The 13069-nt window shown below is 55.4% G+C and carries 11 protein-coding genes; 6 read left to right on the forward strand and 5 right to left on the reverse strand.

Annotated elements, in window-relative coordinates:
- Position 1: 1 nt before the first annotated feature.
- Both CDH47_RS08810 and CDH47_RS08815 read right to left on the reverse strand, forming a co-directional pair.
- Positions 2-949: a 5'-nucleotidase gene (locus CDH47_RS08810; RefSeq protein WP_100639516.1), complete on the reverse strand. Its 948-nt coding sequence runs from the start codon at positions 947-949 to the stop codon at positions 2-4.
- A 27-nt stretch (positions 950-976) separates the two neighbouring features.
- Positions 977-1861 carry an alpha/beta hydrolase family protein gene (locus CDH47_RS08815; protein ID WP_100639517.1) on the reverse strand — a complete coding sequence of 295 codons (885 nt, stop codon included), beginning with the start codon at positions 1859-1861 and terminating at the stop codon, positions 977-979.
- A 188-nt stretch (positions 1862-2049) separates the two neighbouring features.
- On the opposite strand from CDH47_RS08815, the gene CDH47_RS08820 reads away from it, so the two are divergent.
- The 4 genes from CDH47_RS08820 (at position 2050) to CDH47_RS08835 (ending at position 5873) form a co-directional block, all read left to right on the forward strand.
- Positions 2050-2811 (forward strand): Crp/Fnr family transcriptional regulator, encoded by a 762-nt coding sequence (locus CDH47_RS08820; RefSeq protein WP_100639518.1) that lies wholly within the window; start codon positions 2050-2052, stop codon positions 2809-2811.
- A 119-nt stretch (positions 2812-2930) separates the two neighbouring features.
- Complete coding sequence (locus tag CDH47_RS08825) at positions 2931-3146, forward strand: heavy-metal-associated domain-containing protein (RefSeq protein WP_100639519.1); 216 nt, start codon at positions 2931-2933, stop codon at positions 3144-3146.
- Positions 3147-3204: 58 nt separating this feature from the next.
- A complete protein-coding gene (locus tag CDH47_RS08830) occupies positions 3205-5166 on the forward strand; it encodes a heavy metal translocating P-type ATPase (RefSeq protein ID WP_100639520.1) in 1962 nt (653 codons plus the stop codon).
- Between the two features lie 155 nt (positions 5167-5321).
- Positions 5322-5873 (forward strand): hemerythrin domain-containing protein, encoded by a 552-nt coding sequence (locus CDH47_RS08835; protein ID WP_100639521.1) that lies wholly within the window; start codon positions 5322-5324, stop codon positions 5871-5873.
- Positions 5874-5937: 64 nt separating this feature from the next.
- Here CDH47_RS08835 and CDH47_RS08840 read toward each other — a convergent pair whose 3' ends face one another.
- Positions 5938-6774, reverse strand: coding sequence for a LysR substrate-binding domain-containing protein (locus CDH47_RS08840; RefSeq protein WP_239985663.1), 837 nt, complete (start codon positions 6772-6774; stop codon positions 5938-5940).
- Between the two features lie 141 nt (positions 6775-6915).
- On the opposite strand from CDH47_RS08840, the gene CDH47_RS08845 reads away from it, so the two are divergent.
- The gene (locus CDH47_RS08845; RefSeq protein ID WP_100639523.1) at positions 6916-7854 is read left to right on the forward strand and encodes a DMT family transporter; all 939 of its coding nucleotides are present in this window, start codon (positions 6916-6918) and stop codon (positions 7852-7854) included.
- Between the two features lie 91 nt (positions 7855-7945).
- Here the strand turns inward: CDH47_RS08845 and CDH47_RS08850 are convergent, their stop codons facing one another.
- Complete coding sequence (locus CDH47_RS08850; RefSeq protein ID WP_100639524.1) at positions 7946-8434, reverse strand: Lrp/AsnC family transcriptional regulator; 489 nt, start codon at positions 8432-8434, stop codon at positions 7946-7948.
- Between the two features lie 158 nt (positions 8435-8592).
- Here CDH47_RS08850 and CDH47_RS08855 point away from each other — a divergent pair, with 158 nt between their 5' ends.
- On the forward strand, positions 8593-12144 hold the full coding sequence (locus CDH47_RS08855; protein WP_100639525.1) for an indolepyruvate ferredoxin oxidoreductase family protein: 3552 nt from the start codon (positions 8593-8595) through the stop codon (positions 12142-12144).
- A gap of 57 nt (positions 12145-12201) precedes the next feature.
- Here the strand turns inward: CDH47_RS08855 and CDH47_RS08860 are convergent, their stop codons facing one another.
- A complete protein-coding gene (locus CDH47_RS08860) occupies positions 12202-13005 on the reverse strand; it encodes a methyltransferase domain-containing protein (protein ID WP_100639526.1) in 804 nt (267 codons plus the stop codon).
- Between the last annotated feature and the right edge of the window lie 64 nt (positions 13006-13069).

Here is a 13069-nt window from a genome sequence, read left to right on the forward strand (position 1 = left end):
GCTACGGGTGCACCGGCGCGCCCTTTTCCAGATTCGCCACCCCAAACGGAATATGCACCATAGGAATATCCCCGGCATCAGATTCCAGGTGCGACCGCTGGTCATCAAAGAACATGTGGGGCTTGAGCACGTTCAAAATACGGTCTTTCTTCATGCCACCCAGGAAGAAAACCTCATTGGCGTCCACGCCCCAGTGTTCCAGCGTCGTAATCACCCGCTCATGGGAAGGGGCGTTGCGGGCGGTCACAATGGCTGTGCGCAACACTCGCTTGTAATCCGGATCATCCGTTAATGCCTGATCTTCCAGTTTTTGCAGGTGTGAAAGCTTGCGGAACAGATCTGCAAGTGGGCCTGGGCTGTGGGGGATCTGGGAGCGAGAGGTTTCATGTTCCTGAAAGTCCTCCAGCGAGCCGGCTTTGTATACTCGCTCGGAAGCGTCATCCGCAATCACACCGTCAAAATCGAAGGCAATGCGTAACTCCGTATCGCCCTTGTCATCCACCACTTTGCTTGGCAGTACCGTGCCAGCCGCGTAGCCGTAGTCGATTGCTTGGGATACATCGCTGGCATTGGCCGACAGGAATAAGGCGGCATTAAATGCCGGAATGTAGGCGTAGGGTGATTTGCCCTCCAGAAACGCAGCCCGGGTAATATCCAGTCCGTGGTGATGAATGGAGTGGAATACTCGCTTGCCTGTAATCACCGAGTTCCGCGAGAGCAATACCACCTCCACGGGGCACTGCTCTGGGAACTTCTGGTTAATGCTCAAAAATCGTCTCACGAAAGGAAAGGCAACGCCCTTGCGGAGAGGTTTGTCCAGATTGGCTTCCTGATGCTTCCGATAAGTCTTTTCCCCCTGTTCTCGAAACACACGGTCAGACTTTGCCAGATCGAAAAGGGCGCTTGAGGACACTGCGATCACAAGTTTGTCTTCGATGGGGTAGGGCATGGTTAGCGCGTTCCTTTTCGGAAAATGTCAGGATTCAGTCTTCACATTACACTCATAAACCGGCAACAGCGGCGCAAACACCTTCTCCCACAGCGTCTCATACCGTTTTCTATGCCAGCCAATATGGCCAATGCGCTTCTGGTTGATCTCTTCCGGCGTTACCCGAATGTGTTGTTGCGGCGCATTGGTAAAAAAATCGTGCAGCATTCTCACGTTAGTAGGCGACATCATCTCGTCATCGGAAAACTCAATGGCGGTAATGGGTGTGCGCACACTGGCAAACCGCTCACGTAGCCAGTCTCCCTCATCACCTACGGCGTATTCTTCTTTCAGGCACCAGCGACGCCACTGCATGATGACCCCTTCGGGCATATCACACATAAGTTTCAGGCGGTTGCCGGGGAAATAGCCGGCAATGGGCACAACCGCGGGCACAAGAACGTACCAGAGGAACCAGGCAATGCGCTTGGTGGGTGGTGAATTGTGCCACCAGGTACCTGTACCGCAGCCAACGGTAATCACCTGGTCAATATCTGGGTTATGCCCCATAAAGCCAATCATGTGGCCGCCCACGCTGTGGCCTATCCAGATGAGTTTCAAATCGTTATATTGTTGTTTAACGAAGCCCAGAATGGCTGGGCAGTCATATTTACCCCAGCTTAGTATGTCACTTTTACTGTCCTTTACACGGCCGTTCACAGAAAGCCCCATGCCCTCATAATCAAACGTCAGGGCATGGAAGCCTTGGGTGTTCAGCCAACGGGCAAAGTCGTCGTACAGGTATTGGGCCACGCCAGTTGCTGGTGCAAGTATGCAAATGCCCCGCACCTCGGTGCTGTCGGTCTTGAATAGCCGGGCTGTGAGGTTGTGGCCGGCGTCGGTAGCAATACTGTGGGTTTGGGGCTGGTTCATTTACTGCGTCTCTTGGACTCATTGTTAAGAAGTTGGTCGCAATAGTGCTGAAACAGGAGCTTGCTGGCAAATTCTCTTTTGTATTCATACCGGGTACGCGAGTGGTGGCAGCTATGCTAAGGGAGGTAACGGCGCGCTTCCGGTGATAGGCTTTAGTGTTTGCAGGCTATTGGTTCGGGAGTTTTAACATGATTCGAAAACGCACAACGCCATTGGAAGACTGCGGCCAAAGCCCGGGCAGTTGCTCTGCCGACCTGCGCGCAAGGATTTTAAGTAATGCGCCTTATTTTCGTGGCTTGCAGCCACAGGCCATTGATGCGGTGAACGACCTGTTTCGCAGTACTGATTACCCGGCTGGGGTTTCACTTTATCATGAAGGCGACCCGGCGGAGATGCTTTATCTGGTTGCTCACGGCAAGGTAAAGCTGGTTCAGCACAGCGCTTCGGGAAATGAGGTTTTACTGGACTTGCTGAGCCAGGGCGAGCCTTTTGGTGGGCTGGCCACACTGGGCCAGCGCCGCTATCCGCAAACAGCGGTGGCTCATACAGATTGTTGCGTGCTCACCATAACAACAGGGGACTTCCGGCATCTTATTCGCACTTATCCCGAGGTGGCACTCAGCGCCCTGGATGGTGTGGCACGAGATCTTGAAGCGGCTCACGATGTTATACGGTCACTCAGTACGCTACCGGTAGAGGCGCGTATTGCGCAAGTGCTGACCAATCTGGCCGGCCGGCTGGGTGAGGCCGATGAGCAGGGCGTTCTGATTCAGTCACCGCTCTCACAGCAGGATCTGGCGGCCATGGTTGCGACAACCCCGGCAACAGTAAGCCGCACTATTTCCAGCCTGCGCCGCCGGGGATACCTTGACACCGGGCGCCAGTGGATACGTCTTCGCGACCCGGATGGTCTCGAAAAACTGATTGAAAACGCCGGTTTTACTGATTGAGCCTGGAAGAATTCCCCATATTTAACAAATAGTTGGAGTTACTTGTTCCAGCACATATAAAGCCCCGCCAATATCATTCATCCTGTATGCATCAATCATGAAAAGGCAGGAGAATGATCATGAAAATCATCTTACGTAGTGACGAGCTGAACTGTCCATCCTGTGTTCCCAAAATCGAGAAAGCCTTGGGGCAGGTTACAGGTGTCAACCATGCCAAGGTGCATTTCTCCACTGGACGTATCGAGGTGGAGTACGACGCAGAACAGGTAAAGACCGACCAGTTGGTATCAGCGGTACAGAATGTTGGTTACGAGGCTCGCGTCAGCGCATTTTAACTTGCAGTCATGGGCAAACCCGGTGTTTGCCCATGACTCTGTGTTGAGGTAATGAATCATGAAGTTTATTAACAAATTGCGCCGCTGGTGGCATTCACCGGCCAGCCGGCGCGGTACGGTGGTGCTGGTGTCTGGCGTAGCGGGCATTGGCGGTGTTGCCAGTAACTTTCTTGGTGGCCCGGCCGGCCTGACCAGTTTTCTTTGGTTGTTTGCTGCTGCGGTAGCAGGCACTGAGATCGCGTTGCGGGCGTTTGCTGCGTTGCGCGCCCGTATTATCAGTATTGAATTGCTGGTAACCATTGCCGCTGTCGGCGCCCTGTTCATTGGCGAATACTGGGAATCGGCCGCAGTCACCTTCCTGTTTGTGTTGGGGGGCTACCTGGAGGCGCGAACCCTCTCGCGTACACGCTCAGCGCTTAAAGATCTGCTGGCGCTGGCACCTACCGAGGTGACGGTTCTCCGTGAAGGTGCAGAGGTTACCTTGGCGCCCCACGAGGTTATAAAGGGCGATACGGTTCTCGTTCGCCCCGGTGGGCGGCTTGGAGTGGATGGTGTCATCCTCAGCGGGCAGGCAGCGATCGACGAAAGTGCCATTACCGGTGAACCAATACCCGCCGAGAAGCAAAAGGGCGACACTGTGTTTGCCGGTACGGTAAGCCACGACGGCTACCTTGAAGTACGCGCTGAAGGGGTGGGTGCAGATACAACTCTGGCCAGGATTATCCAGCGTGTGGAAGAGGCGCAGGAAGCCAAGGCGCCAACCCAGCGCATGATCGAACGTTTTGCCAGCTGGTATACGCCTGCAATTATTGTAATGGCCATTGGTGCCTATCTGGTAACACAGAATATTGCCCTGGCGCTGACGCTGCTGGTGATTGCTTGCCCGGGAGCCCTTGTTATATCCACACCCATCTCGGTGATTGCAGGCATTGGCCGAGCGGCCCGAGGCGGCATTCTTATCAAGGGTGGTGAGTATCTGGAAACAGCCGGACGTATTCGCGCTGTGGCTTTCGATAAAACCGGTACGCTTACGGAAGGGCGCCCGGAAGTGCTCACGGTGACACCTTTGTCGGGCATTCCGGCTCTGCCGACCATGGTAGAGGAAGCCTCGCCTCGTACCCGCTTGTTGCATTGGGCGGCGCTGGCGGAGAGTGGGTCTGAGCATCCGCTGGGAAGAGCGGTTGAGCGTGCTTTGCCGGAGGACTATGTTGGCCCCCGTGTGGATGAGTTTGAAACCGCGCCGGGCGGCGGTATCAGTGCACAGTGGCAGGACCAGCGTGTAGAGATCGGCAGCCCGGTCTGGCTGGAAAACCGTGTGGATGAGTGGCCGGAAGTTGCGCGAGTCGCATTGGATGAAATTCGCGAACGGGGTGAAACAGTCGCTGCTGTATCCGTTAACGGAGTGCTTGTTGGCTTGCTCGGTTTTGCTGACCGGTTGCGCCCTGAGGCGGCTGCCGCCTTGCAAAGTCTACGTGACAGTGGCGTGAAACGCCTGGTGATGCTTACCGGTGACCACCTGGCCAGTGCACAGCGTATCGCCCGTGAAGTAGGGATTGATGAAGTACAAGCCGGCTTGTTACCGGAGCAAAAGCTTGAGGCTATCCAGAAGATCCAGCAGGAAACCGGCCCGACAGCCATGGTCGGCGACGGTATCAACGATGCCCCGGCATTGGCCACCGCTGATATTGGTGTTGCCATGGGTGTTGCAGGAACCGACGTGGCCATCGAAAGTGCAGACATTGCGCTGATGGCAGATGATTTAGGCAAGATTGCAGAAGCAATAGGACTGGCGCGAGCCACCCTGAACAACATTCGCCAGAATGTCGTTATTGCGCTGCTGACTGTATTTGGTTTGTTGGCAGGTGTGTTTGCCAACGAAGTTCACATGGCAGGAGGCATGTTCATCCATCAGATCTCGGTATTGGTGGTAGTCATCAATGGTATGCGTTTGATGCGGGCGCGCCCTGTAAAGAAGCGGCACCCTGCAACCGCTGCGCAACAGCGTGTTCAGGCAGCCTAACAAGAGCAATGCCGGGGAAGATCTACCTTCTCCGGCATTTTTTCGTTGCTAAAATGGTGTCTGTCGCATGCACTGGTAATCCAGCAGCGAACGATCCAATATGGTGTTAGAAAAGATAACTATAATACGAGCTACCATCATAAGGAGGCTTTTATATGGCGACCCTTAACCAAGTACGTCACGATCATGCCAATATGGCGCGGTTGCTTCATGTGCTTTTGCTCAGGCATGAATCCCTTACCCAGGGCGATCGCCCGGATTTCCATCTCATACGCGAGGTTGTGGATTACATTATCGATTATATGAACGGCTTTGTTACGCCCCTTGAGCGCTTATACAGCGAGCATCAGGTGGCGAAGAAATTCAAGGAAGGGGAGGTGGGCCAAAAGCTGGCTGATGACTATCAGGCCCTGCGGGACCGGCTAAACCTGCTTTCCGAAAATATCGATATGATTCTGCTGGATGCGGTAGTGCCCATGGATCGCTTTGCTGATGATCTCAAAGCCTATCTCGATGCCCACCTGGCCTACTTGAAAGCTGAGCGTGAATTGCTGTTCCCGTTCTTCCGTGAACAGCTGAGCGAGGAAGAGCAAAAGAGTCTGCTCAAAATGCTGCCGGAAGGCGCTCAAGCCAATCTGGCCCACCTCAAAGAGGATTATCCCGAACTATATGAGGAATTTAAGTCAGCCCCCTCTCCATTTGCCTGAGCAGGTTAGTGTAGCGAGCCAGGGCTAACCTGGCCGCTGATTCCCCTTTTCCCTGAATCTCTCCTTATTCAGCTGCGGATAAATGACTCCGAATCAGTTCAGCCAACTGTTTGACCGGCTCTGAAGGCCTGCCCGATGGCCGATGCAAGGCAATCTCAACGGATTGCAGCGTTGGCATGCCGCTGCGTTCGTCTAATACTCTCAGTTGTGGTGTAAGCATGTTTCGGGTGATAACGGCAACCGCCAACCCGGCAGCGACCACCGGCATAAGCCCGGTCATGGATTGGCTGGAGTAGGCCATTCGCCAGTCCCGCCCGGCATTTGCCAGAGCTTGCTCCGCTACATCACGAAAAACATCGGCTCCCGGTGAATAGAATGCCAGAGGAATGGGATCGGCGAGAGACGGTTGGGCATGGGCACCTACGGCCCATAGCAAGGGCTCGCGAAGGATAACCTCGCCGCCCGGAGAGCGCGCCTGGCGCGTTACTATGGCCAGATCCATATCTCCGGCCTGTACGTGTTTTACCAATTCGACGCTTGAACGGCAGGTAACCTGTAACTGCACGGCTGGAAACCGCCGGTTAAACTGAGACAGAACCGAGGTCAGCAGGAAGGCGTAGTCTTCCGGAATACCAAGGTTCAGCTCCCCCGAAACCTGGCGCTGCTGCACATCATCCAGGGCTTCGTTGTTGAGTTCCAGCATCTTTCTGGCGTAACCCACCAGTTTCTGGCCCTCTGCGGTAAATCTTATGCGTCGCCCATCCCGTTCGTGCAGTGGCACGCCAATCGCTGCTTCCAGTCGGTTTAATTGCATGCTCACAGTGGATTGGGTGTAGGCCAGCCTGTCCGCTGCAGCCGTCACTGTGCCCGTGTCTGCAATGGTCACGAGCGTGAGAAGCATGTTCAGGTCCAGTATCCGGTTTCTCAATGCATCAATTCCCGTGATGTGACCTATCAAAACTAATTGATTTTGTGATGAGTGGATATTGTATAGCCTGTCAGTGTCGAATCCAATTCATCAACCTCAACAGGAGACACGACGGTGCAACTAATCCCAAACCCTTCCCGCCCGCTTTACGTCAGTATCATTGCCGCCCTTTTTGCCGTTGTGCTCTGGGCTGGCGCGCCCTTGCTGGTTGACCTGGCCAGCTCGGTTCCGCCTTTTCAGCTGACGGCTATTGCTCTGATCAGTGGCGCCGTAGTGGCATTGCCCACGAGCCTTCGAGGGCGCCACACTCGCAGTGTGCAGAAGGTTCAAGCTCCGCTTTCCCTGCGATGGAAAATTGCAATATATGGCTTGCTGCCGGCTTTGATACTCGGTGCTATTGCTGGGTATTTGACGGGAGTTGGCATGGCTCCGACTGCAGAAGCGGCATTGATCACTTACACCTGGCCAATCATGTTCATTGTGATCAGTCAGTGGCTTTTTTATCGGCGCATACCTCTGCCAGTCATGCTTGGGGCGCTCATTGCCTTTTCGGGTGCCGCGCTGCTGCTTTCCCCGGGAGCCGGAACTGAAGGCTTTTCCCGGTACGTGCTCGGATACGGGTTGGCGCTGATGGCGGCTTGTTGCTGGGCGCTGTACTCGTGGGTTTGCCAGGCAGCGCCCGTTGCGGTTGCGCCAATTATGCCCAGGCTTTTCCTGTTGGCGGCTCTGGGCGCCGCCATTGCGGATGTTCTCACCGGTGCTGCTTTTGGACTGCCATCAAGCCTGGCTCTTGTTGCGGGCATTGGCCTCGGGGTAGGGCCTTATGGGCTTGCTATGGTGGCCTGGGATGTTGCGCTTCGTAGCGGGCCGGCAGCGCTGGTTGGCAGCCTTGCCTATGGTGTGCCTGTGTTGGCCGCGGCATTTTTGGTGATTGCCGGGGTTGCAGCGCCGGATTGGCGGTTACCGCTTGCTGCGCTGCTGGTGGTTGTCGGCTCGGTCGTGGCGACTATTAAGCGCAACGAGGCCTGCTCTGAGTTGCTGGCTGAAACCTGATAGACACTGTGAATGGATGGCTCTGTACTGCAAGGGCTTCAGAACTGGCAAATAACTGAGCCTGATGACGAACACAGGCTCGGTTATTTGCTCATGAATGCTCGTCACCACTTCCCACCGGTATCGTCTGGGTGTTTTTGATTTCCCGCAGGGCAAAGTTGGAATTAACCTGCGCGATGCCTTGCAGGGTAAAGATCTTTTCGTTCAGGAAACGATCGTAGCTGACCATATCCGGGACGACGACCCGCAAAACGAAATCGGCACTTCCGGTAACCGCGAAACACTGAAGCACTTCCGGATAGCTGCTCACCTGCCGCTCAATATCTGCAGTACTGTCAATGGTGTGCCTTTGGAGTGACAGGTTTACCAGCACGCACAGCCCTTGGCCAATGCGCTCCGGTGCCAGGTGCGCGCTGTAACCTTTGATGACACCGTTTTCCTCAAGCGCTCTTACACGTCTCCAGCAGGCTGCAGGTGATAGCCCGACCTGTTCCGCGAGATGCTGGTTACTGATTCTGCCGTCCTGTTGCAGAATCGCCAGGATGCGTTGGTCAAGTTTATCCAGTTCCACCTGTTTCATTTGGTAACACCCGATTTTCTGCAAAGAATCTTTGGCTGTATTGTGATTTATCAAAGAATCTTGTGCAAACGATAAAAACCCTTTCGAAATACGCAAGCACCTTTTGCGAACTTCCCTCTAGAATTTTGGTCATAAAATCGACAAGAAAGGAGGGCGCCATGTCCACCGACATCTCTCAACCCGATCTCTCTCAAGTCAAAGAGCCCCAACTCGACAATTACAAACTTGAGGATCGCTACCTGCGAGGCTCGGGGCGGGTGTTCCTTACCGGCACCCAGGCGCTGGTTCGAATTCCATTGATGCAGGCTGCTCTGGATCGGAAACACGGGCTCAATACCGCTGGTATGGTTAGTGGCTACCGGGGCTCGCCTTTGGGCGCCTATGACCTGGCACTGTGGCAGGCGAAGCCTCTGCTTGATAAAAACCGCATCGATTTCGTGCCTGCAATCAACGAAGATCTTGCTGCGACCATTATGCTGGGCACCCAGCAGGTAGAAACCGACGACGACCGCCAGGTGGATGGCGTGTTCGGGATCTGGTATGGCAAAGGCCCGGGCGTCGACCGTGCCGGCGATGCGCTGAAGCACGGCACCACCTACGGCAGTTCCCCCCACGGTGGTGTGCTGGTGGTTGCGGGGGATGACCACGGCTGTGTGTCGTCCTCAATGCCGCATCAGTCGGATGTGGCGTTCATGAGCTTTTTCATGCCCACGATCAACCCGGCCAACATTGCCGAGTATCTGGGTTTTGGCCTCTGGGGCATTGCTTTATCCCGTTACAGCGGCTGCTGGGTGGGCTTTAAAGCGGTTTCTGAAACTGTGGAGAGTGCTGCCTCGGTTGAGCTGCCGCCGTTACCGGAGTTTGTAACCCCGGACGATTACACGCCGCCTGAAAGCGGACTGCATTATCGCTGGCCAGATCTGCCTGGCCCCCAGCTGGAAACCCGCATCGAGCATAAACTGGCGGCAGTGCAGGCCTTTGCCCGTGCTAACCCCATTGATCGCTGCCTGTTCAACAATGCCAGCGCGCGCTTCGGTATTGTGACCACTGGCAAAGGGCATCTGGATCTGCTGGAAGCGCTTGATCTTCTGGGCATTGATGAAGACCGCGCCCGTGAGATGGGGCTGGATATCTACAAAGTGGGGCTGGTGTGGCCGATTGAGCGCCGGGGCATGCTCAACTTTGTCCATAGCAAGGAAGAAGTGCTGGTTATCGAGGAAAAGCGGGGCATCATCGAGAGCCAGATTAAGGAGGCCATGTCCGAGCCGGATCGCCCCGGCGAGGTTCTGATTACCGGTAAGCAGGATGAGCTGGGCCGGCCGTTGATTCCCTATGTCGGCGAGTTAAGCCCCAAGCTGGTTGCCGGCTTTTTGGCCGCCCGCCTTGGCCGCTTCTTCGGGGAGGATTACAACGAACGCCTGATGGCCATTAATAGCATGAGTAACGCCCAGGATCCGGGTGGCGTTAAGCGCCTGCCGTATTTCTGTTCGGGTTGCCCTCACAACACCTCCACCAAAGTGCCCGAGGGCAGTAAAGCGCTGGCGGGGATCGGTTGTCATTTCATGGCGTCCTGGATGGGTCGTAATACCGAATCCCTGATCCAGATGGGCGGTGAAGGGGTTAACTGGATCGGCAAGAGCCGGTACACCGGCAACCCCCATATATTCCAGAACCTGGGCGAGGGTACGTATTTCCATTCCGGCTCCATGGCCATTCGCCAGGCGGTTGCGGCCGGTATCAATATTACCTACAAGATCCTGTTCAATGACGCGGTGGCCATGACCGGCGGCCAGCCCGTGGATGGCCAGATTACCGTGCCGATGATTGCCCAGCAGGTTGCAGCCGAGGGCGTGCGCCGGGTTGTGGTGCTCAGTGATGAGCCGGAAAAGTACGATGGCCACAAGAAATTGTTCCCGGAAGACGTAACCTTCCACGACCGCGCAGAGCTGGATAAGTTGCAGAGAGAGCTGCGGGATATTCCGGGATGCACGGTGCTGATTTACGACCAGACCTGTGCCGCCGAGAAGCGCCGCCGGCGCAAGCGTAACCTTTACCCGGATCCCGCCAAGCGGGCGTTTATTAACCATCACGTGTGTGAAGGGTGCGGCGACTGTTCTGTGCAGTCGAACTGCCTTTCCGTGGTGCCACGCCAGACCGAGCTGGGTCGCAAGCGCAAGATTGATCAGTCCTCCTGCAACAAGGATTTCTCTTGTGTTAACGGCTTCTGTCCGAGCTTTGTCACCATTGAAGGCGGACAGCTGCGCAAATCCCGGGGTATGGATACCGGTTCTGTGCTTACGGGCAAGCTCACGGATATTCCGGAACCCGCTCTGCCAGAACTCACAGGCTCATACGATGTGTTAGTGGGCGGCGTTGGTGGCACAGGCGTCGTAACCGTGGGTCAGTTAATTACCATGGCTGCGCACCTTGAGGCTAAAGGCACGTCGGTGCTGGATTTCACCGGTTTTGCCCAGAAGGGCGGTACGGTGCTCAGTTACGTTCGCATGGCGCCGTCTCCGGACAAACTGCACCAGGTTCGTATCAGTAACGGCCAGGCCGATGCGGTGATTGCCTGTGACCTGGTGGTTGCATCTTCCCAGAAGGCGCTAGGTGTGCTGCGCCCGGATCACACCAGGGTCGTGGCCAACGAAGCCGAATTACCTACCGGGGATTATGTGCTTTTCCGTGATGCGGATATGCAATCGGAGAAACGTCTGAACCTGATTCAGGACACGGTGGGTGATGAGAATTTCGCACGGCTGGATGCCAACGGTATAGCCGAGAAACTGATGGGTGATACAGTGTTCTCCAACGTGATGATGCTGGGCTTTGCTTGGCAGCGCGGGTTGTTGCCCCTGTCGCAGGCTGCGCTGATGAAAGCCATTGAGTTGAATGGTGTGGCAGTTGAGCGTAACAAGGAGGCCTTTGGCTGGGGCCGCGTGGCTGCAACCGACGTGAAGGTGATCACCGACTTGCTGAATACCGGCGAGGCGAGAGTAGACGAGGTGAAAGCCGAACCGAGCCTTGATGAGTTGATCAGCATTCGCCACAAACATCTGGTGGGCTACCAGAGCCGTCGCTGGGCCAATCGCTATACAGATTTGGTTAAACGAGTGCGTAAAGCAGAGGACAGTCTGGGCGAGAATAACCATTTACTGACTCGCGCTGTGGCGCAGCAGTTATACCGGTTTATGGCGTTCAAGGATGAATACGAAGTGGCTCGTCTGTTCGCAGAAACCGACTTTATGAAGGAGGTGAACAACACCTTCGAGGGCGACTTCAAGGTGCACTTCCATCTCGCGCCGCCAATCATGAACCGGGGTACGGATGCCCAGGGGCGGCCCAAAAAACGCCAGTTTGGCCCCTGGATGTTCCGTGTATTCAAACTGCTGGCAAAGTTCCGGGTGCTGCGTGGCACGCCTGTCGATCCGTTCAGCTATTCCGCCGACCGGAAAATGGACCGCGCCCAGCTTAAAGATTATCAGCAATTGGTGGAGCGGATTGTCAGCGAGTTGAATGCCAGCAACTACGACACCTTCCTGCAACTGGCAGAGCTGGCCAGCGAGGTGCGGGGCTACGGCCCGGTGCGCGAGCAGGCGGCAGAAGCTGTTCAGGATAAACAGTTACAGCTGATCAAAGCTCTGGATACAGGCCGGCCGACGCTGATTCGAACCAGCCAGGCAAACAACAAGGAGGCAGATCATGTGTGAGACGATGAAGCCTTGCAGATAGAAACGGGCTGAAAGGCAAGGCTTATGCAGCACTGGTTACCGGGGATGCTGGCTCGTATCCCACGAGATAAACGCCCATCTAAAGCCCTCTCCGCCACGATGAGCACGCTCAAGGTCTGAGTGATACCAGTCCGACAAACGCTCTTTTTCTTGGGTGGTTAGAGGGCCCAGAGACAACTCCGCTTTTGTCACAAAATCATCAATATTGGCCGTTCCTGCAAGGCGCCCCTTGGCCTCAATATAGTCGAGGCGGGGGTGGCGCCCCATCTGGTAAAGAATATTTAGAATGAAGATATAATCTGGTTTTGGCAGAACGTCTCTGCCCATGGCCTGGAGCATGCCGCGATCGATAAAACTACCGCCTGCCAGGTTGGTCAGGCAGACCCGTTTGCGCGCCGTGCGGTCGAGCTTTTGCAGGGCATCGGCCATGTCCATTACAGCTGTTGAACGGGAGGCGATCACCAGGTCGCACTGGGGAATGTCATCCCAATTGTCCTCCCAGGCGCGCTGTATTGTGCGGGTATTGCTCAGGTTCAGTGCGTGAGCATTCTCCTGAAAGGCTCGCAGCATTCCGGCACTGTAATCCACGCCAGTAACCTGTTTCATTTGGGGCGCCAGTGCCAGCCCAATGGTTCCTGTGCCGCACCCCATGTCCAACAGCGAGTCGCAACCGCTCAGGTCTGTGCGGTCAATAAATGCCTGGCTGTAGGGGCTGTCGATAGATGTTTTTGGCGTTTTTGCTGCTTTCGCATCCCATGCGCTGGGTGGCTTTTCTTTGCCCCCGGCCTGTGTCATCTGGTTGCGGTATAACTGCCCGAAATCAATGTCGGTGATGGTCATGGAGTATGAATTTCCTGGCTTATGGATGCAGATACTGTAACTGTTTCAGTTATATCAACCAATG

This window comes from Marinobacter salexigens (assembly GCF_002806945.1).
GTDB classification, from domain to species: domain Bacteria; phylum Pseudomonadota; class Gammaproteobacteria; order Pseudomonadales; family Oleiphilaceae; genus Marinobacter; species Marinobacter salexigens.